The following is a 24,120-nucleotide window of genomic DNA, read 5'->3' as shown; positions in this document are numbered from 1 at the left end:
GTAAGCGAAACTAACAAAAGTTTCGCTTACATATCATTATCTAGTTAGATTTATCATCATCTACCTCATTGTGCTCATTTCCGGTATCTGAATAAGCTTCAAATTCATTTAACTGGGTTTGGGAATCATCATTAAGTGGTAAAGGCTCTGGATCACACGAAGTAATAGAAAAAATTAAACAAAATAAAGACAAGTAAATAGCTTTTGAACGCATATAAATAATTTTATAATTAAACATTATGCTGAGTAGGGAGCAGCAGATTTATTAACACCAATTGTTAATGAGTTCAAAAATATTTGCTAAAAAAGAAGTATCAGAATGTAGCTCTCTAAATTTGGTGAGTGGGTATAGTTTACTAGTCAACTATATGATTTCACGCTCTAATTAATTAGCTACAAGTAAAAAATTGTGGGAATCAAATAAAGAATCTTTATATGATTTTACATTTATCTTATATTTATTTGATATTGGTAGGCTGATATCTACTTCGCCTCGTTTAAGGCTTATTCGGGATTTTCCAAAATTGATCCTGGAAATAAAAGTGGAATTAACTATATAACTTTTATGAATTCTAAAAAATTCTTTTGGCAGAAGACTTTCAAAATTTTTTAATGTTCTAAACGAAGTTACTCTTTCTCCTTTTTTTAGGTAGAAATCAGTTGTATTATTATCTGCCTGCAAATAAACAATGTCCTGCAATTCGATAAATTGGTAGTCAGAATGAGAGCTTAAACATAATTTTTCCGATGCCTTTTTTGGATGATAATTTAATTTAAATAAACATTTTTGCAAATCGAAATTAGATATAGGCTTTAATAGAAAGTCAGAGAAATTATTTTTTATAGCCTGATATGCGTACTTTTTCCTTTCTGATAAAGCAATTAAGGTTGGACGCTTATTCAAGAATTGAATCCATTCATTGATGTTTAAATATAAATCATCAATACCTGAGTTATCCAAATCAATAAAAATAAAATCTGGCTTCGCATCAAGTAATCGGTCTTGTATTTTAATATTTGAATTTTTTGAGGCATTTTCTAAAATCATGGGAAATTCAAGAAACTTTTTTTCGAGCTCCTTCTTTAAATCCTGATCATTACTAATAATGATATAGGTAAGTCTCATATCTAATACCGCTAAATTTTTAACACATGCAAAATTAGTCAGCATCTTCTTCTCCTATAGTATTCAAACCATAACGAGTTTACGGTTTTAGAATGTTGGTCTGTTATTGTGGAGCAATTTGAACTAAAGCAACATACTTTGGTTTCTTACTTACAAATATCTCTAGCTAGTTTTTTCATTTATATTGTTCAGAATAAGAAAATTTTGAAGCAATACTCCTTGAAAATCAGGACTTCATACATATTGGTCTAGGTTAACAATTCAAATAGTTTCTAATGGACAGTAACCATTTGCAAAAAAATTAAACAATAAGATTGATTCAGAGGAGTCAACAGAAATTAGTGAATACACTTCCCCTTAGATCATGATTAATATACATGCCTGTTACTCATTAAATAGTACGTTGAGATGGTTCTAAGAATAGTTGTAAATAAACTTATCGAAAAGTTTGAATTTGCATATTAATTACCTTTCTCCGTTTGTTCAAATTAGTAAAACAGTTATAACTACGTAATTCCTAAATGAAAATAGAAAGATAGAAAACATAATAACTGTTGTAAGTTTACTATTAGAAAATTGAAGATTAGTTAATCGAATTTGAAGATCTTTTTGTTGTTTAAAAAATGTTTTTATCAATGAAGTGAAAATTTTTTATCTCAAATCTAGAAATGAGGTTGAAATATTGATATTTCTCGTAGCGATTTTCTCTGCTACATGCTACAAATAATAGTCCAGTTAATTACTATTAAAAGCAACAACGAGCAGCCGAAAAAAGTCCTTAGTTAAATCTCAAGATTTATACGCTGGAATATTCAATTGCTTTTAGAAAGTGTAGTATGCCTCACAATTAAGAAAAATCAGGAGCAAGTTTCACTTGTATTTAATCGAAATTAGGAAGCAGCCTAAGGTCTTATACAACGACCGTTCTATAAAAATAATTAAGTTATTTAAAGTTTACTTACAACAAGTTTTTTTGTAGGTTATTTTGGTAGCTCCTAAATTTATAAAGCTCAAAATTATCGAGTTTTTGCCTCGCTTAAAAACTATGATATATAACAAAATATTAATTTGAATAGACCTTGAGACAGTAAATGTAAAGATTAAATCTGCATAGAATTTGTAATATTAAATTCAGTGATTATTTGAAAACTTCTTGTATAGGAAATGAGTTTTATAATACAATTTCTCAAAGTTAAGAACTGGTTTAAAGGTATCAGTACAGCCCAGGGATCTCAAGAATAACGTAATGAACTATATTTAATTAGTCGATAGCTATTAACATAGAAATTTAAATACGCAGTAAAAATTGAAAAATGACAATTTATTAACTCTATAACCTTTTCGTTTATTATATTCTATAACTTATAGGGTAAAAAAAGATAATTTTCATAAATTCAGAGGAAACCCTTAATCTTTTAAATATGAAAAAACTTAATTATCTTATTTTACTAATGCTATTATTTTGCCTTTCAAGTTCCTGTGAAAGATCAGAAATAATAGAGGATAACGGATTGGAAGAAGCAAATTCTATTTCTCCTAAAAAAACACTTGCGACTACTAATAAAGCGCAAGTAGGAAGCAAGGTAATGATGCAAGCATTTTTTTGGGATGTTCCGGCCGGAGGAATCTGGTGGCAAACAATCACCTCGAAAATTCCTTCATGGAATAGCGCTGGAATAGATGCTATCTGGCTACCTCCAGTTTCTAAAGCTCAAAACGGTCCTTATTCAATGGGCTATGATCCTTTTGATTATTATGATTTTGGCCAATATGACCAGATGGGTTCTGTAGAAACTAGGTTTGGCTCAAGGTCTGAACTGGAAACTCTTATTGCGACAGCACATACTAATGGTATCAGCGTTATAGCCGATATTGTAATAAATCATAATAGCGGAGGTTCACTCGAATCTAATCCTTATAGTGGCACAAATACCTATACAGATTATAATCCGGCTTCAGGATTATTTTACAGGTCTGCTACGGATTTTCACCCTAATGATTATCATAGTAATGATTCCGGATCATTTGGTGGATTTGCCGATTTATGTCATGATAAATCTTACGTTCAGGATTGGTTATGGAATAAAACCAATTCTGTAGCTAAATATTACAAAAATACTATGGGCTTCGATGGATGGAGATTTGATTACGTAAAAGGATTTGCTCCTGGAGTAGTAAGTTCCTGGACCAATGAAGTTGGTGGTTTTTCTGTCGGAGAATATTGGGATGGAAATGCAGCAATTTTAGAATCCTGGGTAGATCAATCCGGTTCTTCTGCCTTTGATTTTGCTTGTTATTATAGAATGAAAGATGCCTTTGAAGGTAATGATCTCACAAAGCTACAAGGGGATATGTTATGGAAGAGAAGGCCTACCAAAGCCGTTACCTTTGTCGCAAATCATGACACCGATGAAATATTCAATGGTAAATTACTCGCCTATGCCTATATCCTTACTCACGAAGGATACCCAACCATTTTTTTTAGCGATTATGAACAATGGCTTGATAAGGATAAGCTAAATAATCTTATCTGGATTCACAATAATAAAGCTCAAGGAAATACTTCAATCCTCCATGCCGACCAGGATGAGTATGTTGCAAGAAGGAATGGAGCTCCAGGCCTAATTGTATATATTAATAATAGTGATAGTAGAAAAGAACGATGGGTGTCAACGAATTGGTATTTTAGTAGAATAAAAGATTATACAGGAAATTCTGGATGGGAACCGACAACTCAAAGCGATGGATGGGTTAAAATAGAAGTTCCAGCCAATAGTTATACGATATGGTCTTCAAAATAAAATTTTTAATTATTTTAAAAGATGTGCTACTTATGTGGTACATCTTTCTTTATTTTTTTAATAATTAAATCATAGCCTGTCTATTCAATAAATCCTAATTAATTTTTATTATTTAATTTCTCTCCTACTCATATAAATCTATTACTCCGTTCGCCGTCAGACTCATAAATTACTGAAAAGCGTTCTCAGCTAAAAAGCAATTTTTAAGAATAATTATTTGAGTTCTGGCACGTAATAATTAAATCAAATTCTTCTCTTTAAAAGTGTTACTTTATACGATCTTAAAAGAAGCATAGATTTGCTTTAATTTCAACAAAAAGAGCATTTCAAATTTTAGAAATCATTTAGCCTTTTTATTGAATGTTAGAATAAAAAATGACATTTTCAATCCCTTTCAGCTTTAGCAGTTTTATAATTATCAACAATCAACTTTCATAAACTGATAGTATTTGATAGAAATTGACACCAGATAAATTCAAAATTTCACATATCTTATATTATACACAATTATCTGATATTCAATTATTTAAATAATTGTTTTTATACTTTTCTCATAACGAAAACGAATCGAAAATTTAAACTTTTCCGTTATGAAAAAATCATTCTATCTATCCATTCTTCTATTACTTCTCTCCAGTCCAATATTTGCACAAATTGGAGGAATCGAAGATTCCGTTAATGATGTTTCCAATACTATAAGAAGCATCTTCCCCATCATTCTTGGGGTCATTTTCCTGGTAGGTTTTCTTTTTAACGCTGGACACTTCTTTGGAGAGAATGCAGATCTAAAAAAAGGAATTACTCGAGTTCTTGTCTTTGTATTAATCGCCGGGGCAGTCGTAGGCATCTTTACTTATCTAATTTCAATAGTAGTTTAAGCCATTAGGTCTTTCATAGATAATAGAGAAAATTATGAAGCGATTTGAGATCTATAGAAATATTAGGAAACAGGCTGTCATTTTCGGTCTCTCCATCTCCTTATTTGCTGTGATGATGATATCAATATTAGGGTCACTGCTTGTCATTATATTCTCTTTCAGCTCTGGGATCGTAATATTGGTTTTTGCCGGGAACATATGTCTTTATATCGTTTTACTACAGATAATAAACAATTCGCAACTATTCTACCTGGGAAGAACTTTTCCAAAAATAATTAGCAATAAAAGAAATTCCCATATTAGCTATGGACAAGATTAATTTTTCCTCATCACACCCCATTATTGATATTCAGGATAATATTATTTTTGCCAATAATGGCAATGTTATCCTATGCTATGATTGCATATTACCTGAGATTTATTCCTTATCGGAAAAAGATTATGAAGATATACATGGGACCTGGTTTCAGAGCTTAAAATCTCTACCCGTTGGCACGGTGGTACACAAACAGGATGTTTATCTTAAAACAGCTTATACTTCCGAAGAAATACCACACAGCAGCTTTCTGGAAAGAGCAACTCACGACCATTTTAAAGACCGGGAATATATGGATCATCGGAGCTACCTATTTTTCATACTAACAAATAATAAGGCTCTAAACAATTCCAAATATATCAACCCATTCAGCAAGATTTCTAAAAAAGTTCTACGGGAGTCTGATGAATCTATTGAAAATTTTATCGGTTCCGTAAGCGATGCTGTTTCTTATACAAATAACATTCGGAAGGTATTTATAAGAACCTTAAAATCTGAGGAAATTATAGGTCTCACCAATAATTTCTTCAACGGCTTTAATTATGGCTGTGATACTGATATCGTATTAGACAAAAAGTATATGAATATCGGAGAAAATTATTTTGATGCCCTGGTCATTAATAGCGAACTGTGCTATGGCGAAAGTGTACAGACTAGCAAAACCAATGAGAAATTCACTTCTGACGATTTTGTATTTCATCAAGGGTTTATTGATGGACTAGGGCTTACGCTAGATGAAAATCATATCGTCAATCAAATACTCTACCTCGATGACAAGCACAAGTGGCGTAAGATACTAGATAAGAAAGTCGAGGAATTGAAAAAAAGTTCCAATTTTGGTTCTCAAAATAAAGTCTTGCTTGCCAAGATCGAGGACATACTTGGCAAAATCAATGCGGATGATAATTCTCGCATCATTCGCGGTCATTTAAATATCATTTATTGGGACCGGGATCCCCAAAACCTGGAAAGAATTACTTCCCGTTTAAAAACAGAATTTAAGGAAATTGATATCCTCCCCTATTATCCGAGAGGTGAAGAACGAAAAAATTATATCCTTAACAGTTATTGCTGTTTTTCTTCCAATTTTTCCAATGAAGATCTCTATGTAACCGATCTAAAACACGCGTTATGTCTGATAATAAATAATACAAATTATAAATCAGATCCTACAGGTATCATCTTTAATGACCGTGAACATAATATACCGGTTCTTAAGGATGTCTGGGATGAGAAAAAGAAAAGAATAAAAGCCCGGAACTTTGCCATTTTCGCACCCACTGGAGAAGGCAAGTCATTCCTGGCCAACAACATCCTTCGCCAATATTTTGAAACTGGAGTTCGCCTGGTCATTATTGATCTGGGAGGCTCTTATACCAAATTTGCCCGGCTATATCCAGGTCAGTATACCATACTGCGATATGAGAGTGGCAAGAGCTTAGGTATTAATCCATTTTATATCCAAGACAGCAAAGATCTAACGCCAGAACGTCTTGAAGATTTATCGGTATTCCTTTTTGAACTATTTGCCTCTGAATTTAAAATTACCAAAGCGCAATCGGTTTCCATAAAGAAAATACTGCGTTACTATTACGATAGCACCTCCGGGAATCATTCTTTAGAAAGCTTCTACCGGTTTGTAGAAAAGAATCAGCAAGACCTTCTTAATAACTTAAAAATCCATCCGGACTACTTTAATTTAACTGGTTTTTTACATGTATTATCGGAATACGTGGGTGATGGGTTATACAGTTTTCTATTTGAGACTTCCGAAGATCAAACCTACAAAATTGAAGACAAGAGATTGATCGTTTTTGAACTAGACGAAGTAAAAGATAATAAGGAAATCCTCTCCGTAATGCTCAAGCTTATTAAATCAGCGATTCAACGAACGATTTGGAAGAATCGAGCTGAAAAAGGAATCATACTATTCGACGAATTTGCCAAACAACTCAAATTTGAGAATGTATTAGAAAGTGTAGAATTCTATTATCAGGCTATCCGAAAACATAACGGGGCTATCGGTATCATCTTACAATCCATAAATCAATTACCCAACAATCCCACTTCAGCAAGTATCCTGGAAAACACCCAGGTTATCTATAGCCTTCGAAATGAAAAAGGGTATAAGGAATTGGTTAGCCGCCTCAACCTTTCAACACATGATTTAAACCAGTTAAAATCGATCAGGAACAACCTTTCAGGACCCAGAAAGTACACAGAAATGTTTATTAAAATTGGGCAGAAAAGTAACGTTTTTCGCCTGGAAGTACCGCCAGCGGTATACGCCGCATATCTCACCGATGGTAATGAAAATGAGACCATCATGTCAATTTATAATAGAACTGGCAATATGGAAGAGGCTATAAAGGAATTTTTAAAAACTAAAAATTAATATTATGGAAAACAAGAGAAAATTTAGGAATGTCATAATGGTATTATGCTTTGTAACGGCCCTTACATTTCCAAAAAATGCCTTCAGCCAGGGAATGCCGGTATATGATAATACAAATTTTGTAAGCCTGGTAAAATCATTGGTAGAATCCGCCAAGCAAACTGCGAACCTGGTAAAAACCGTCAACTTCCTAAAAGCCCAGAAAGAAAATATTGAGAAGGTCAATTCAGTAATTAGGGACTTAAAGGCGGTTCGCGAAATTGGCAGAAACAATGAGCGGCTCATAACGGTCATGCAAAATGATTTAAGAGCAATACTGAATTCGCCCTATATCAAACCGGAGGAAGTGACCAGGGTCTCGGAGTCATTTAGTGCCGTCGTTAGCAACTCCTTAGAGACTATGGCATTTATCGATGAGATCCTATCCAGCGATCACTTAAAAATGAGCGATGCTGAAAGAGCAGCAGTTTTAAAACAAAAAGAAATCGAATCTAAAGAAATGCTCAACGATGTCCAGCTTAAAACCAAGAGGTATAATGATATCATTTCTTTTAGAAAAATGCAGGATAAAATGAATAACCGAGAAACAGCCTACTAAGCATGAGCGCCATGATTTTTTTAGGAGTTGGCCTGGAGTACATTGATACTGTTTTTCAGACCATCCAGGATAGCGAGTTTTCCCAGTATACCATTGTCGGGATGAAAGTATTGGCGGTGCTATTTTTTTTAATAAATATTCTTAAAAAATATAATGAAGGCATTGCCGATAATCAAGGATATACCTGGGGTCTATCCCCAGGGGAACTAGCTAAAAACTTTGCGGTGGTATTGCTGGTTATATTCTCCACCCAGATACTGAGCTTTTTTGATGGAATACTTGTAGCCGTGGAAGGTCAATATCGTGATACGGCCCCTTCCCTTTTGCCTCTACAAATGCAGGATATCCCAATTGGTGAAGATGTTTCAGCTATGGATGCAATGAGAAAGGCTATGGCTTTACTGTATGAAGCTTTAGTTACCCCTCTTTATAGTTTCAAAGCACTCGCTTTTTTGATAAGTCTGTTCCTTTGGATTATAGATTTATTCATCTACCCTCTTTTCCTGGCTGAACGTTTTTTCCTTTTAGGGATCATGCAAGCCTTCTTTCCATTAATTCTCAGCCTTTCAGTCTTTGAGAAGTTTCGCTCGCTAGGATATAGTTTTTTCAGGTTATATGCGGCAGTCTATATGCTCGTTCCTGCTTTTTTCCTGGTTAATGTTTTTATCAACGCCATTTATAATGAAATCAATGAGAATTTTTGGCAGAATCTTTTCGGAACAGATTATGGCAGTGGCTTCTTTGCCCCTGTTGTAGAATTGGGTTCCATAGGTTTCATCGTATTTCTAAAATTCAAATTGTATCGCCGGGCTACTTCCTTTACGCTAAGATTATTCACGACCTAACTACATCCTATGAAAACGCCATATCAAAATATTTACAACGTTCTAAAAATCAATAGGTTCATTGTATTCACCGTAGTTATTTGCGGAATGCTTTGCAATATTTTTTCCCTCTGGACCGCTTTTTCGACCAGTGAAAAAGCCTCAAATAGTGCGTTTGCAGTCAATACTGATGGAAGTATTATTCCCTTAAAACTAGTAACCCAGAAAGAAAATTTCATGGTGGAGGCATTAGCCCATTTGAGCCTATTTCACCAATATTTCTATAACATTGATGCCAGCAATTATGAGAAAAATCTCGAAAAAGCTTTATGGTTAGGCAACAGTAGTGTGGACAACCTATACCGTCAAAAAAAAGCAGATGGAGTTTATAACCGATTGCTGCAATATTCTCTGGTTCAAAAGGTAATCAGTATCGATTCCGAAATTGAAGAAAATGATGGGATCTCCACTTTCAGGACCAAGGTTGTTTTTGAAATTAACCGTGGCGCTATCGTCGACATCTATGAACTGGTATCTACCGGCAAGTTGATACCTGTGGATCGCCAATTCCCTCATAATCCACACGGCCTATTAATCACAGATTATTTTGAAAACAGTTTAAGAAAAATCACTGAAAAACTTTAATAAGGCAATTATGATAAAAATAGAAAAAAACAAACTGGTTTTTGCCGTGATAATTTTGATAATCATAGCTTTTCTTGTCTCCTATTATTTCCTGATTATAAAAGGAAGCAAAACTGAAGATGATACCCTCGAACAGACATCTGTACCAGCTTTGGAAGAAAATCAGAAGATATACGATTCAAAACTTGACGCCGTCAACGATTTAAAGGAAGTCAGGGAAACCAATGCTCCGAGTATATATGATGAAAAGTGGATTGATTCCTTAGGCTATTACGACCCAGAATTACCAGAAAAAGAAAAAGAACGCATCATCGATAGTATCTATACCCTTGGAGAATCCAGGTATGCAGCAATATATAATACCAAAACAGAAAATCCAAAAGCAATTCTTATTCAACCAGTAGATACCCTGGAAACTCAAACAAAGCGTAAAATAGAGGCTAAAGAAATTGGCTTAGAGCATCAGTTATTCTTTGCATCTCATCCACAAAAAAATGAATTTCTTAGTTCCAGTTCGACTGCTTCGGAAATCCCGGTGGTGGTAGATGGCACACAGTTGGTTAAGTCGAACTCAAGAATTCGTCTGCGTCTTACCAAGAGAACTTTGATTGATAACAAAGAAATTCAAAAGAACACCCTTGTTTTCGGATTTATAAGCTTTCAAGAGAATCGTGTTCTCATTGAGATCGAAAATATTAATTCCCATCCCACAAATCTAAAAGCATTCGACCTGCATGATGGTAGCGAAGGAATTTATGTGGAAAACAATTTCCGGGCAGAAGCCACAACCGAAGTCCTGGATGATCTTATAGGCGATATTAATATCCCTAGTGTTCCCCAGGTAACTGGCATCACCAAAATCCTTAAGCGTCATAACCGAAACGTAAAGGTTACCATACTGAACAATTATAAAATGATTTTAAAACCAAAATTATAAGATCTCAAAAGTTCTTAATTTTCTAAACACACTCACATGAAAAAATATATAGCTATTTCAGTATTTATAGTGGTTTCTGCACTCTCAAATGCGCAAAACAGCAGAAAACTAGATACTATTTACGCCAATGATCAGAAAAATACTGCGCTATTCTTTCCGCAGCCAATCACCCAGGGAATTACGGGATCTACGCAATTTGTATTCACCTATAACCGGGAAAAACAGCAAAACTTTGGACTTTTACAGGCCACTCCCGGAGAGGAAAGCAATCTGTTAGTTATTTGTGGTAATTCCATCTACTCCTATATCGTTAAATATAAAAAGCAGCTCAGCAGGCTAAACTATTTCGTTACCGAATCAGAAAGCATTGGTAATTTAAAATCCACGGCACTTATATCTTTAAAACAACCTGAATCAAGAAAGGATGTCACCAATAAACAAAAGCATTATAAAGAATATGCGGCTTTTCTACTGAGCAAAAAGCAACGGAAGAGTTGGTTAAAAGAGAAGAATCAGGGAGTAGTTTTAAGTATTGAAAATATTGTTTTTAATGCTTCTGAGCTCTATTTTGTTATCCAGGTTTCAAACGAATCCAGTCTTGATTTCGATTTAAATTTTCTAAACCTCTCGATTCAAACCCGGCAAAGAGGAAAGAGAACATCGGTTCAAACACTTCTCGAGCAGCCTATTCTTCAATATAATGTTCCTGCTAAGGTAAAGGCAAATGACACGAAAAGATTTGTATACGTGTTTTCAAAATTTTCAATTAGTAAAGATCAAAAGACTATTCTGGAATTGAACGAAAAGAACGGTGCGCGTAATGTAGCCTTGAAGATCTCTCATCGATCTATTAATAACCCACATTAATGCAAGTAGTATTTCTACTTTTATGAGGTTTACTTTTCCCGAATTTTACTTGTTGAATAAGCCTGTTTTTTTAATCTGGTAAGCTAAATCAAGCAAACCTTACTTCCAGGTTTATCGTGGTTTCCAGAAACCAAATTAAAGAAGGCTTCCATATTTAAAAAAACAATAAAGTTTCTTATCGAAGATTAATAAGCCTTGAATTAGTCATTGTTTTAGGCTAGCCAGACATTATACTTTATGATCTTATTGGCAGATCTAAGCAGCATTAACTTTCAAAAATTGAACGCGCTTCCTTATATACCCTCTTAAAGTTTTCAGCTAATTCCGCCTGTGAAAATCGGGATACCTCGCTTGGAAGTTCTCTTTTTATGGAATGTAATTGAAATTGCACCTTCTTATCAATTCCATCGGCGTAGGTGATAAATTCCCCTTGCTTTAAGCGAAAGAATACATCTGCCCTAATTTTTGGAATTTCCTTCTCTCCGGTGGTAACCCGAGTATCGAAATCAAGATTATGACCACGACTCACGCTCTTTGTAGGATCCTTTATGATCTCGAAAAAACGTTCATAATACCTGGCGGTGTCAGGATCGTTTACTTTACCAAAGAACTGGTAAGAAAGATTGCTTAGGATCGCTTTACTAGCTTTGTCACCATAGATCATATCGTTCTGAATTTTATCCTGCATTACATATACTGTAGCAATATCATAGCTGCGCAATGTAGCCGGAATGCGATGCATATTTAAAAGGCGTATGGTAGGTGCCTCCTCCATTAATAAGAAGGAAGACATTGCATTGCGAACACTTAATTGTTTGGTAATGGTATGTATTATAGTTGCGATTACCGGAGAATAGGCCGCATCGAATTTAGGATTATTCACTACCGAAATCACCGCAGGATTGTCTGGATTATTAATATTCAGGGGGACTTCATCTGCAGACAATACCATAAATATACTTTGGGTACTAATACGCTTCAGGGCATTCGCCAGGGTACTCTTCACTCCTGCTGTCTGCCTTTCCGAGTCTTTCCCACTTATAAGAGCATCTGCCATGGCCCTGGAGGTCCTGTTTGAGCTTAGAAATGCAATAAGGCTGTCGGTGTCCAGAATTTGATATATTGCTATTAAATGCGGTAAGGAGCAGAATTGAGGATAAGAGGTTTTTAATTTCCATATCATACCTCCGATAAGACCTTCGGCAGCATCATTAAAAAATTTTGAAGCACCAGAAGTTCCGGATTCTTTTTGTTCCAGAAGATTCTCAATTAATACACGGGAAATTTCATTCACGCTTTCTTCATTTTCGAGGTACCGGGGTGCAATAGGATTCACGCGATGTACTATCTTATCAAAGGAAACCACTTTAAAAGGAATGTTTGAGTTTTGAAAGAGTGGGAAAGCCATTTCGGTAAGTTCAAAATCTTTATAATCATGGATCACCCCACAAAAATCATATTTCTGAAAATGTTTTAGAAACCCATAAACAATACTTTCAGTTTTTCCACTACCTGCAGAACCAATTACAGAGGCACCTCTTTTAATATTATCTATTTTAAAATTTTTACCGGAGGATTTAAAATGAACCTGATATTTCTCATCTACATTTTTTTTCAAATCAGTAGAATGCAGAAAAACGTAGAAAAACGTATTGATCAACATCATAGGACAGGCGACAAACAAGACTCCTTCTAATAAATAATCAGGATAAAAATCGTGGTATATAAAAGCTAAAAGCAGGATGGTATTAAGCAAAAAGGCAAACCTGCAAATTCTATATAAGAGGAAAAAAAAGAGACTACCAAAAGTAGTATATAAAAGAATGCTATTCATATTCAAGTACTCCATGGGCTTACATTTTAAATTCCTATAGAACTAGATTTAACCGCTATGTCCACTCCCCGTCTTAGCCGGTTAAAAACCTTCAAGGCTATTTGAGCATGGCTGGTCGGAATATTCGGCATGATTGGCATACCGCTTTGCTTCAATATTTTCATAGCCAGCATTTTTTCATTGGTAGGCAACTTCAGCAATAAGGAAAAATAGGTTTTGGGGTTTTGAATAAACTCTTTACGAGCATTGTAGGTTTCCACAAAATTTCGATGATATCCAAAACAGGTATCAAATGTTTTTTCCGCTCTATCAAAGAAGGAGTCCCTATCAAAACCTCTTTTTACCATTTTACCATTTAGTTGAACCTGGGAAGCTTTGTATTTACTACCTGGAGATAAGCTGAACCTATTGGACGAATCTTTACGACTCACGATAATATGCACGTGGTTCTGTTGTCCTTCTTTGGGCATTCCCTGTACAATGCGCTGTCCGTTTTGATGATGAGGCGCTTCCTTCTCCAGTTGCATTATTTTATTTTCCAGCTTCGAAATATTGCCATCTATTTCACCTCGTTTAACTTTTTGAAGTTCAACTTTACATTTCAGTATTTTGCTAGCATAAGGTTGATTTTCACGCACCTGCTTATCGGTACCTTTAAAAGATCTATGATGTTCTATTTTCGCATAGTATTTTATATCATCGATATTAACCGGCCGGCCATTGATCTCCCGGTTAAAGGAAGCCACATAATCCTTCATTACCTCCCGGGTATATGTTTTCAAATCATTCCGGCTATCCTGAATTCTGTTGAGTTCGCGTGCAGAGGGGTTCAGTGTAATGGAATAAAACCGAGGTTCTTTCTTTTCCAGCTTCGCCGTATTGGCATCAATTTCCCGGACCACTTCCTCTGGCGTTATTTCATCATTATACTGGTTGAAAAAAAATTCTCTGTTTTCCGGTTCCAGATCCTGATTCTCTTTTTCCAGGTAGGCAACAAAGTCGGCGGAGCTTGATGAATAATTTCCTCCTAAGGATTGGGCTGTGATAGATACGTACATTTCCGATGATTTAAGATTCGCTATTATTTCTTTCAATAAATTTTGGTTGGTCTTTTTCCACTTTATTCTTCTCCAGAATAAGAGGAGGTTGTTTCGGTACAGATTCTTCAAACAGAGATTGCATCATGGCCACGGTAGGTTTGGTTTGACTCTTTTCTATATCCTTTAGAATAGCGATGACGCCATTAATTCTTTTTTTAACCAGGGTTTCCAGGGTTTGCATTTTGGGGCCCATGGACTCTGCCGGAGAAATCCCATTTTCATCAAAAAATTCAAGCATTATTAGCAAGGTCATAGATTTCGACATAGATAGTTTCTGGCAATATTTATTAAACTTTTTTGCTACTGAAGTTTTGAGACTTACACTCTCAAACCGCTCTTTTTCATATCCCTTATCCATTTTTCCGTGAAAATTTTATTGAAATCACTGGGCTACAAAGATTTTTCCGTGAAAAAGTGATCTCAATAAGTTTAAATACCATGTATTACTAACTATAACTAATTGAACAACAAATAGTTAAATCGAAGCAAGGAATATACAACGTGGCTTTGCCCGTTATCCTCTTGCTATTCCTTTTCGTCCCGCCAGGCGGGACGAAAAATCAATACTAATTGCTTGAAAGCAAATTGCTCTGTTTGGAATTCAAAAATTCCAATATGTGTATTCTTGGTTGATACAGCTACCAGCGAAAGTCAAAATTGGGATAGCTATATAAAATTATGTATGCTGAAGCTCAGCATATTAAAGATACAAATTTTATCGATTTAAATTTGAGTCATCAAGAAAAAGCCCTTAAAAAAATTAAGGGCTTTAGGCTACTTTTGTTGATGATCAAAGCATTCCATTATCGGCAAAGCTGTAATATTCTCCATCTGGTGTTAGGATAAGATGATCTAAAATTTTGATATCTAATAATTCCCCAGCGGCCTTAATTTTTGTGGTAAGGCGTTCATCCGCTTCACTAGGTCTAAGGGTTCCACTAGGATGGTTGTGCAGTAATATTACGGCTGTGGTCAGGCTTTTTAGAAGTACGGCAAACAGAATGCGTATATCTACGAGGGTACCGGTAATTCCCCCGGAGGAGATTTCATAAATTCCTTTTACTCTATTAGCATTGCTTAGCAGCATTATTTTAAAGGTTTCATGAAGTTCCATATGATTTTTATCCCATTGGATAAAAGCCAGGTCTGCGGCGCTTTTGGCACAGCTTATTTTTGGGAGTGCATTTGGTTTAAGGCTCCCGCTATAACTTATGGCAATTTCGTTAACTTTGGTTTTCATTATTGACTTTTTAAAAGGTTGATAATTGAAAGAGGGCGGGACTTTGAGCAGAAACGCCCTCTTTCTTCTTAAAGATTATTTATCAGAATTTTCTACTGTTCCCAAAAACAGGACTTCGTTAACTATAACCTCGGTAACATATTTTTTATCACCTGTTTCGGCTTCATAGGATCTATAGGTAAGTTTTCCCTGCACGGCAATTTCTTTTCCTTTACAAACATAATTTTCAACAAGCTCAGCCTGTTTACCCCAGGCCACTAGATTGTGCCAATCTGTTTGTTGAATTTTCTCACCTTCTTTTCGGTAGTAGTCATTTGTGGCCAGTGAAAAGCGACTTACTTTTTTCCCAGTTTCGAAGTTGGTGATTTCAGGGTCATTACCCACATTTCCAATTAATTGAACTTGATTTCTTAGCGTACTCATAACTTTAAAATTTATATTAAACATTGATTTACTTATTATATCCGGAGCGTTTTCCTTTTTTAATTTTTTTGCTTCGCTTCCGAGTTTGTTATATTGAAATGATTTCATGATTTTTTTATTTGATTTACTTCCCATAGAGCCGTTAGCTGTTACCTTTTTTGATGCTGATACATTTTCAGGATTTGAGAATTAGGGAGTATTTATAAAAAGGAGGGTACGACTGGCTTATGCAATACGGACTAACTTCTAAATCCTGGTATTTTGCATTACAAAAAAGTTAAGGACAGCTACGGCCTGGAGGTAAATGAAAAAGCTGAAATTGAAAAATAACCGGAAGCAGTGCAAATTGATATTCACACATTCCATTAAACACTTTCTAAATTTTATTGAAAAAATTATATATCCAAGGTGAAAAGCTGGTTTTAAACCAAAGCTTAGGGTTTGATTAAGGCTAGGAATTAAAATTCAGTGATATTTTAAAGAAAAAATAAGCAATGGAAATTTTTTTCTAGGAGTTTTTATCACATTTATTTCATTCATACTTATCCAAACCTTCCAACATAATTACCAGGAAAGAAAAAGAATTTTCCTGATTGAAAAATCGGTTGTAAAGATTCGAGCCTACAATCGAGGTTTGAAAAAGTTCGGTAAAAAAGATTAAAAGAATAAGTCTGTTTTTGATTGCTATTAAGTTATTGATTCAGTTATACTTTCAAAAGCATATCTCAGGAATAATTAGTCTTCTCTTTTTATAAAACACTGCTGGTAATTACTTTCTCTTATCGATTGAATTATTATCAAAAGCAACGAGATTGAACATTTTACGCATTCTGCTACGCACGCGCTGACCATAGCGTTCTTCTAGTTCTTCAGCATTAAGAATTGTTGTTACATGCGTTCTAACCTTATACTCCAGGAAAAGGTCGTAGCGAGACAACATAATTTCACCAATCACATTACAATCTTTACCGAAAAATCGTCCAGTGGGTTCCACGCCTATATCATCAAAGCATATAAACCCACTATTCCCATAATCTTCAATAGTTTTATAGCCAATATGATTGAATCCAAAAACAATATTCCTGCAAGGGATAACCTCATAACCTCTGTAATGTGGTACCAGGTACCTCAGCAATTTCAAAATACTGGTTTTCCCACAACCGACTGGACCACTTAGCAGCAATCCTTTTTCAAGGTCGAGTTCATATCTTTTACAATTTCGGTGATCACGTATGTAGTAGTTACAGAGTTTGTGCAATAGCTGATGGTCTCGTTTATAAATTTTAAAATCCTTTCCGAAAAGTAACTTTCCCTTAGCCTCAAGGTATAAAAGCATTTTCGGGAACTCATAAATCATCTGTCTTCCGTCGTAACTGCCTAGGGAATATTCAATCCCACCTTCAAGTATTTTACAAGGGTTGTTCATAATTTTTCTCTTTTCGGGTTTTCAAATGATCTTTAAACTGCGAGGTTTTTCTGCCCGTTTTTTTAAAAGTTCTTTCCATCCAGCTTAGGGCAACCGCCTGCCAGTCTCTAATGACACTACCATCACCGGTCTTCCAAAGATTACTCTCGTAAAACTCAAAAAATTTTAGGCCCTCCTCTTTTCCAAAATTATTTTTATCGAAAAAATCTAAAACCGACTGCCTGTCATTTGGCAGTTTCTTATTGTTTGTCTGTTTGTTATTGTTTATAAAAGGTACCGGTGCCTGTTCAGTAGAAGTCCCCTGCCTGTTCACAGGTGGTAAACTGGAAGTACAATCCTGGTTCGACAGTGGTTCAGTGGAGGTCTCTTGCCTGGTCTCTGCCGGTACAGAATTGGTGCCAGCATTGATTTGGTGATCTGAAAGTTCTTTTTGCGATTCCATCGGGATAGGATTTTCTTTCTGTGATGTGATCTCATCTGCGGTTGAAAATGTTTGCATACGGATAGTACTTCCTTTATAAGAATTATTAGAAGGAAAATAATCCATATATCCCCACGCATCTAAGTCTTTCAAGCATTTAAGGTAAGTACCCTTAGAGCCAATTTTGGAGGCATTCATTAATTCCTGACGATTTATAAAAAATGTTTTCGCAAAATGACAACTGTTCCATATCTGGAATAAACTAAAGTACAAACTGACGTGGGTAGCATTTAGTCGATCATCTTCTATTATTTTTGTTGGGCGTCAATTAAAAGTTTGATGTAATTCATAACCATTCAATATTTGTTATACACCTTATTCTCGGATAATACTTCCTGAATATCCTGAACATCATAGTAAATAAGACCGCCTATTTTTGAAAAAGGTAGCGTTCCATTTATCCTTAAATTTTGAAGTGTTCCGGGGGAGATTTCAAGCATTTTCATGACATCTGTAGATTTCAGCCATTTTTTAGTAACTCCGCTTTGTTGTTGGTTTAATAATTCGGTGATTCCAGAAAGTAGTTCCTCTTTGAATACTTTCAAATCTTCTGTAGTAACAATATTTGTTGGCATAATAAAAATGTTTTAAAGAAATGCCACTGCATGAAACATTCAGGACGGTGGCATTTCAATTGATTTGACTTTCATTTACAAATTTGCCATCCAAATAAATAATAACATCCCAAGTTCAGTCGGACTACGAAAAAAAAATCCTTATCAATTTGGAACTTGGAGAAAGTGTTTATAAATTAAAATGCCTGTATAATATAAAGAGTGAAAGAGATATGACCACTTTTAAATGGCATTAACAAAAGTCGTAGTCAGGAAGGTATACCGAAAATCTAGGCTTCATCGTCACGATGCATTTTTTGCTCTAATTGCACAATGAGTTGATTCAGGTATTTTGTTCTATTACCCTTCCGTGCTTTAATTTCCGAATAAGTCTTATAGATGTTATCTAACTTGACGTTGAAAATATCTTCGAATGAAGTACTTATGGTTTGCAAATCTATAGCCCCATGATTAATATTTCCACTAACGTATAAAGCATAGATAAGTTCTACCAGAGCGGTCTTAGATCCTGACCAGAGTAGAAGCTTATGTTTTTTTTCAGAATACAGCGAGGTATTATCAGGTTGTAATTTCTGAAGACTCTCGCGTATGTAGTGAATAAAGCGATATAATGCTTGTACTTTAGCCCATAGCATATCGTGGGATGTAGAAAATTCTGGGTACTGATAATAATTTATAGTTGGAGTAAATGGGAAATTATCCCTGTAATTTCTAGTAAAGAACTGGTGATCCAGGTAATTATGATTTTGTTCCATATAATGCACAAAATCGTTGTTTTGAGCAAAAAACTTATTTACTTTTTTAATTTCCTTTTCCAGAAAGTGAATTTTATGTTTGACACCTGCTTTTGGAATGTTTAGTTCACAAGATCTTATTTCTGAAAAATAAATGAGATAACTCATGGGAAATGGTTTGAGATTTTTAAAAAAATCGATTTCTGAAAGTACATCTTCAAAATCTTCTTTTTCTACTGATAATTGTAATTTCGTAAGCATATCATTACAGAGCCTAATTCCTAAATCGGCCTTTTTTAAATGTGAATCAGATGATTTAATAATCAGATCTAATTCATCTGTAAATAGTGACATGACTTCCTCAAACATTCGGTTAGTATTTATGGAAAACAGGTAATAGCGTTGTTGAGCGTTCTTCAATATCGCTTTATATTAATTATAGGGATTATGCTTATTGACGATGACTAATCATTCCTCAACCAATCTAAGGCTTCCATTGCGAAATTATCACGGGTCTGTATGTAAGCACATTTTTCTAACACTTTGGCTCCTATTTTACGTTTTTCAAAGCCGGCTGTCAATCCAAAGTCAATTCTGATATTTCCGAGTTGGTGCGCTCTCATAACGGTTTGATATAAAAGTTGCCGGTATATATTAAATTCTTTTGAAAACTTGTAATCCATACCTACTACTGCTGGTGTATATATACGATTGGAATTTTTATAACCAAACATGACTCCTGCCAGATGCATCTCATAATCCTTTAGATGTATTAATATGAATTCCCATTGCAGAGATTCATTCATATGCTGAAAAAAAGTGTATGGATAATTAAAAGTATTTAATCCCAAATTATTTTGCTTCACAGCTAAATAGAGTTCATAACATTTTTGAAGCTCATATTCATTCAATCGTTGTTTTACAGAGACTTCCAATTTACTCGAGAAAGCTCCGATATCCTTGCGGAAGTGCTTCCGAGAACTTTTACTCAAATTATTTAGGTATTCAGATTGATCATTCCAGTTGAACGCACTATAAACCGCAGATTCAGGCATAGCAACCTGAATAAATCCTTTATTGTGAAGATATGTTTTTATAGCATCATCATTAGGTTCAAAATCTCTAAGTATCAAATATTGTGGTTGCAATTTTTTTTCAATTTCTTCCAATTGCTCCAGCAATAAATTGAAGGCTTCCACCCAATTTGGTTTTTCCTGACAGAGGTATAGGTGCTCCCCTTCTGTAATCATGGAACCCATACATAAACAGGAAGTTGTATGAAAATAAGGATTACTTTCTCTTGCTTTTTCTAATTTAACGGAAACAGATCTAGGTGCAAGCATATCCTCTTTCCATAAACCATAAGAGAAAAAGGTTGCTAAAATACATTTGTCGTTTTCGTCTTTGACCACGAAATAATAAAACTTATAATTATGTTCGGTCAATTCATTCAAACTAAAGACTTTCTCTAAGTCCTTTAGACCATTCCAATCATAGAAGCTATTTCTGCCAACAGTTGCATTCCAAAGTTCAGGATTGATCTCAGTGATTGAATTATAGATTTTAATACTTACTTCAGAATTGGAAGAATTGCTAACTGTTTGGCTTTTCCTAGTTTTTCCAAAGGCAAAGTTTACCCTCTCCAGTGTGGTATGAGTTTCTTCCAGTGCTTTCGGAAAATTTTCTACAATAGCATCAACGAGAGCTTTTATTTCTTCTTTTTCATTATTTCTGGATACTGTAATTCTAAGGCCTGTATTTTTAACCGGAACTGCAGGAAAGATTCCTGTATTAACATAGTAGCCAGCTTTCATTAGCCGGGTTACAAGATTGAAACCCGTTTCGGGTGCTCCAGCACCGATGTAAAAAACCGGGGAATCATTGTGAGTAATTAATGGGAGGTCCGTCGCATTTAGGCAATCATTGAAATAAGTTATTCGATCAAGCAATTCCTCTTGCATTGTATAAATTTCATCACTTAAATGAATTTTAGCGGAGGCAATGGCAGCTCCGACGGAAGCTGGTTCCAATTGAACAGAAAAAGTAAGAGGTCCACCAAAATTCTTAATTCTTTGATGGATTTTTTTATCATTACAAACCATTACAGCTCCACTGGCCCCAAATGTTTTGCTAAGCGTACCAAATAGAATAACCCTATCAGGAAGTTTCTTTAAAATACTCATAACATATCCGCTACCGTTTTTACCTTTCCAACTCATTCCATGTACATCGTCAAAATAAATATGAAGCTGAGGATATTTGTTTAATAGTACCATTAGCTCTTCAATTGGTGCATAATCACCGTACATAGAATACATTCCGTCAGCCATGTACCAAATTTTATTACACCTTGATTGCAATTTTTTGATTTTATCCTCTAGCATTTCCAAATTGTTATGGCGGATCATTTCTACGGGGACCGAGCGAAGTTTCAACGGATTAACCGCACTCTGCACACTCCAGTGCACTTGATGATCTAAAATAACACCATCACCATCGTTCACAACGGAGGGAATTACACCAAAATGACCAAGAGTGCTGTTTTTTGTTATTACTATAGAACTACCATACAATTCAGATAATAAAGATTCTAGTTCGGCGTATAAAGGATGAGAAACATAGGATTTAGACAGCGGGAACTGAGTTCCGTAAGCTTCAATAGCTTTGATAGCGCCTTGTTTTAATCGTTCATCCTGTTCCAATCCCAGGTATCCTGTAGTGCCAAAGTGGAAAAGCTCTTTTCCTTTAATTTTAATATGTCTTCCATTAAAACTATCTCCTTCGGCATACAAATGCATAGCACCAGAATCTTTTGCATTGGTCATTACATCTATAACCGTGTCTAAGATATTGTTGTGTCTAATTTTTGCCATAACCTTAAATTTTACGCCCTATTAAGCTAATAAAAGTATTTAGTGATCAGCACTTTGGGAAATAATATGACTTTAAAGGCAAATCATTAACTTTCAAGGCAAATGCTTATAAATACAGGCAAAAGCTATGATTAGTATCTAAAAACACTAATTTCAGTAGAAAGGAGCTCTTTTATTTTTTATTAATTTAGATTAACAAATAGGGAATCTAATGTTGAATGGAGAAGACTATGCACACTTTTGGATAGAAGAGGGTATTCTACATTTTGTGTATAAACCAAATGTCGTTATTGATTTGAATGCAGCAAAGGCAGTTGTAAAAACGCGACTTCGTTTTCAAAATGGAGCACCCTACCCTATTTTATGTGACGTTAGACAATTAAAAACCGTCAGTAAACCTGCAAGAGAATATCTTGCTGAAAAAGGTTGCTTTAATGCCCTTGCTCTAGCCATTGTGATAGATAGAGCTTATTCCGGAACTTTAATAAAAGCATTTATAAATATTAGTAATCCTTCAGTCCCTACCAAAGAGTTTACAACGATCTCAGAAGCCTTGGGTTTCTTGAGCACGTATAATTAATCATTACTAATCTATATCCTATGTATAGCAGAAATTCTCAGGATAGGTTACAGGAAATTCTGGATTTTATTACAGAAATAACTTTAGGAAACTACACCTATACGCTTTCATTAAAAAATCAAAAAAGTGAGCTGGAACAAATAGTTTTGTCGCTTAATACTATGGTAGAAGAGATTGACACTTCCGTGCATCAAATTAATTTTGAAAAAAGCAAAGAAGTCACTGAAAACATTGTTTTTACGCTCGATCATAATCTACATATAATCTCTTATTCCGATAATGTTAGTACTATTCTCAAATATCCAGAACGTGATCTGATAAATAAACCTATTAAGCTCATACTTAGTGAAAACACAAAATTACCGGAAGATATTTATGAATTGTCAACTAAATCATTCGAACAAAATCTTCCTTTTCAAGTGAGTTTACTGCATACGAACGGTTACATCTGGAGCGGCTATGGCTACTTTCATCGAATGGTCTCGAAAGAAAATCTTACCTACACTCTATCCATCTTCAAGGAGGTTTATATAAATGAGAGAATGAATACAAACATGCTGAACCAGCAAACTGGAGCCCATAGCTATCCAAGCGAATATCGCAGTTTATTACTACAAGATCAGCGAAATCTTGGAAAAAGACTTCACAAATATGTAACCAAAAGGCTAGACAGGAAGTTGAAAAAGCTAGATGTCATCTCTAGAGAAGTCGGTGGTAGCACCAGTAAAATTAAAATAATATTCAAGCGTGCATATGGCGAAACCATTTACGCATATCATCTGCGGAAACGTTTGGAAAAAGCGTACACTCTATTAAAAGATACCAGTACTCCTATTAACGAAATTGCTGAAGAATGTGGATTTAAAAGTTTCTCTCATTTTTCAAGATCCTTCAAAAATAAATACCATATGACTGCTACTCAGATTAGAAAATCCTGAAGATATAACTTTTGAGACTACTCTGAAATCTGTAAAGGCAAATGGACTAGGACTTAATTAAGGAACTTTATACCGAATCTTTTTGCGCAAAAAGTAGGAGAAGCCGAAAATCCTACAAAGAGTAGGCATTTTAATTTAAACTTTTATATTATGAAAAAGTTATTATTAATTCCAATGATGGCGCTTTTAGTTGTACTAGGTATGTCCTTTACGAACTTTGAAAGCGAAACTGAAGAGCAGCCGGTAATGGTTGCTAGTGATTATGTGCTGTTGAACGGAAATTGGACAGCAATTCCAGAACAAAGTTGTTCCGGAACTACCTATAATTGCAAGGTAAAGTTTCAGGAAAACGGACAGGAATTTCCAGTATATGATGAAATGGATGATCCGGCACCTAAACGAAGTGGCTCAAACGAAGCTACTCTTATAAATTTAAATAAGTACTAGGTCAAACTCGTGGATATAGAACCCCATGAATAATTCACCCCGATAAAATCGGGGTGAATTTTTATTGATAGGATTAAAACCA

General features: G+C 34.9%; 23 protein-coding genes. 11 read left to right on the top strand and 12 right to left on the bottom strand.

All coding sequences use genetic code 11. From position 1 onward, the window contains the following. Nucleotides 1-40: 40 nt before the first annotated feature. Both ACNKXS_RS13710 and ACNKXS_RS13705 read right to left on the bottom strand, forming a co-directional pair. Complete coding sequence (locus ACNKXS_RS13710) at nt 41-214, bottom strand: hypothetical protein (protein ID WP_417921346.1); 174 nt, start codon at nt 212-214, stop codon at nt 41-43. Nucleotides 215-385: 171 nt separating this feature from the next. Continuing rightward, nucleotides 386-1,126: a LytR/AlgR family response regulator transcription factor gene (locus tag ACNKXS_RS13705; protein WP_417921345.1), complete on the bottom strand. Its 741-nt coding sequence runs from the start codon at nt 1,124-1,126 to the stop codon at nt 386-388. A gap of 1,421 nt (nt 1,127-2,547) precedes the next feature. Here ACNKXS_RS13705 and ACNKXS_RS13700 point away from each other — a divergent pair. The 8 genes from ACNKXS_RS13700 to ACNKXS_RS13665 all read left to right on the top strand — a co-directional run bounded on the left by ACNKXS_RS13700 (nt 2,548) and on the right by ACNKXS_RS13665 (nt 11,387). After that, nucleotides 2,548-3,927 (top strand): alpha-amylase, encoded by a 1,380-nt coding sequence (locus ACNKXS_RS13700; protein ID WP_417921344.1) that lies wholly within the window; start codon nt 2,548-2,550, stop codon nt 3,925-3,927. A 590-nt stretch (nt 3,928-4,517) separates the two neighbouring features. Beyond that, complete coding sequence (locus ACNKXS_RS13695; RefSeq protein WP_298247962.1) at nt 4,518-4,805, top strand: hypothetical protein; 288 nt, start codon at nt 4,518-4,520, stop codon at nt 4,803-4,805. Between the two features lie 305 nt (nt 4,806-5,110). Further along, entirely contained in the window at nt 5,111-7,516 is a 2,406-nt protein-coding gene (locus ACNKXS_RS13690; protein ID WP_417921343.1) for a TraG family conjugative transposon ATPase, read from the top strand. A gap of 37 nt (nt 7,517-7,553) precedes the next feature. Further along, complete coding sequence (locus ACNKXS_RS13685) at nt 7,554-8,114, top strand: conjugal transfer protein (RefSeq protein ID WP_298332518.1); 561 nt, start codon at nt 7,554-7,556, stop codon at nt 8,112-8,114. Between the two features lie 2 nt (nt 8,115-8,116). Next, the gene (locus ACNKXS_RS13680) at nt 8,117-8,959 is read left to right on the top strand and encodes a hypothetical protein (RefSeq protein WP_417921342.1); all 843 of its coding nucleotides are present in this window, start codon (nt 8,117-8,119) and stop codon (nt 8,957-8,959) included. Between the two features lie 9 nt (nt 8,960-8,968). Further along, nucleotides 8,969-9,583: a conjugal transfer protein TraK gene (locus tag ACNKXS_RS13675; RefSeq protein WP_417921341.1), complete on the top strand. Its 615-nt coding sequence runs from the start codon at nt 8,969-8,971 to the stop codon at nt 9,581-9,583. 13 nt (nt 9,584-9,596) lie between these two features. Continuing rightward, entirely contained in the window at nt 9,597-10,520 is a 924-nt protein-coding gene (traM, locus tag ACNKXS_RS13670; RefSeq protein ID WP_417921514.1) for a conjugative transposon protein TraM, read from the top strand. Between the two features lie 36 nt (nt 10,521-10,556). Beyond that, nucleotides 10,557-11,387, top strand: a complete 831-nt coding sequence (locus ACNKXS_RS13665) for a DUF4138 domain-containing protein (RefSeq protein WP_417921340.1) — start codon at nt 10,557-10,559, stop codon at nt 11,385-11,387. Between the two features lie 265 nt (nt 11,388-11,652). On the opposite strand, the gene ACNKXS_RS13660 is transcribed toward ACNKXS_RS13665, so the two are convergent. The 10 genes from ACNKXS_RS13660 to ACNKXS_RS13615 form a co-directional block, all read right to left on the bottom strand. Beyond that, a complete protein-coding gene (locus ACNKXS_RS13660; protein ID WP_417921339.1) occupies nt 11,653-13,236 on the bottom strand; it encodes a type IV secretory system conjugative DNA transfer family protein in 1,584 nt (527 codons plus the stop codon). A gap of 11 nt (nt 13,237-13,247) precedes the next feature. Next, a complete protein-coding gene (mobB, locus tag ACNKXS_RS13655; protein WP_417921338.1) occupies nt 13,248-14,279 on the bottom strand; it encodes a MobB family relaxase in 1,032 nt (343 codons plus the stop codon). A gap of 10 nt (nt 14,280-14,289) precedes the next feature. Beyond that, the gene (locus ACNKXS_RS13650) at nt 14,290-14,679 is read right to left on the bottom strand and encodes a BfmA/BtgA family mobilization protein (protein ID WP_417921337.1); all 390 of its coding nucleotides are present in this window, start codon (nt 14,677-14,679) and stop codon (nt 14,290-14,292) included. Nucleotides 14,680-15,111: 432 nt separating this feature from the next. Continuing rightward, nucleotides 15,112-15,561 carry a JAB domain-containing protein gene (locus ACNKXS_RS13645; RefSeq protein ID WP_417921336.1) on the bottom strand — a complete coding sequence of 150 codons (450 nt, stop codon included), beginning with the start codon at nt 15,559-15,561 and terminating at the stop codon, nt 15,112-15,114. 75 nt (nt 15,562-15,636) lie between these two features. Continuing rightward, complete coding sequence (locus ACNKXS_RS13640; protein WP_417921513.1) at nt 15,637-15,984, bottom strand: single-stranded DNA-binding protein; 348 nt, start codon at nt 15,982-15,984, stop codon at nt 15,637-15,639. Between the two features lie 769 nt (nt 15,985-16,753). Then, nucleotides 16,754-17,410, bottom strand: coding sequence for an ATPase (locus ACNKXS_RS13635; protein ID WP_417921335.1), 657 nt, complete (start codon nt 17,408-17,410; stop codon nt 16,754-16,756). Continuing rightward, complete coding sequence (locus ACNKXS_RS13630) at nt 17,394-17,984, bottom strand: hypothetical protein (RefSeq protein WP_417921334.1); 591 nt, start codon at nt 17,982-17,984, stop codon at nt 17,394-17,396. The genes ACNKXS_RS13635 and ACNKXS_RS13630 overlap by 17 nt, the downstream gene beginning before the upstream one ends. 203 nt (nt 17,985-18,187) lie before the next feature. Continuing rightward, nucleotides 18,188-18,466 carry a helix-turn-helix domain-containing protein gene (locus ACNKXS_RS13625; RefSeq protein WP_417921333.1) on the bottom strand — a complete coding sequence of 93 codons (279 nt, stop codon included), beginning with the start codon at nt 18,464-18,466 and terminating at the stop codon, nt 18,188-18,190. A 269-nt stretch (nt 18,467-18,735) separates the two neighbouring features. Further along, nucleotides 18,736-19,569 (bottom strand): RteC domain-containing protein, encoded by an 834-nt coding sequence (locus ACNKXS_RS13620; protein WP_417921332.1) that lies wholly within the window; start codon nt 19,567-19,569, stop codon nt 18,736-18,738. A gap of 95 nt (nt 19,570-19,664) precedes the next feature. Next, nucleotides 19,665-22,073, bottom strand: coding sequence for an aminotransferase class I/II-fold pyridoxal phosphate-dependent enzyme (locus ACNKXS_RS13615; RefSeq protein WP_417921331.1), 2,409 nt, complete (start codon nt 22,071-22,073; stop codon nt 19,665-19,667). A gap of 211 nt (nt 22,074-22,284) precedes the next feature. Between ACNKXS_RS13615 and ACNKXS_RS13610 the strand changes: the two genes are divergently transcribed. The 3 genes from ACNKXS_RS13610 to ACNKXS_RS13600 all read left to right on the top strand — a co-directional run bounded on the left by ACNKXS_RS13610 (nt 22,285) and on the right by ACNKXS_RS13600 (nt 24,038). After that, complete coding sequence (locus ACNKXS_RS13610) at nt 22,285-22,653, top strand: DUF7793 family protein (protein ID WP_298247942.1); 369 nt, start codon at nt 22,285-22,287, stop codon at nt 22,651-22,653. Between the two features lie 20 nt (nt 22,654-22,673). After that, entirely contained in the window at nt 22,674-23,591 is a 918-nt protein-coding gene (locus tag ACNKXS_RS13605) for an AraC family transcriptional regulator (RefSeq protein ID WP_417921330.1), read from the top strand. A 150-nt stretch (nt 23,592-23,741) separates the two neighbouring features. Next, nucleotides 23,742-24,038 (top strand): DUF6520 family protein, encoded by a 297-nt coding sequence (locus ACNKXS_RS13600; RefSeq protein WP_417921329.1) that lies wholly within the window; start codon nt 23,742-23,744, stop codon nt 24,036-24,038. Nucleotides 24,039-24,120: the final 82 nt, after the last annotated feature.

This window comes from Christiangramia marina (genome assembly GCF_048285865.1).
Classification (GTDB): Bacteria; Bacteroidota; Bacteroidia; order Flavobacteriales; family Flavobacteriaceae; genus Christiangramia; species Christiangramia marina.
Note: the sequence above shows the minus strand (reverse complement) of the source record. Positions and strands in the feature narration are given on the sequence as shown.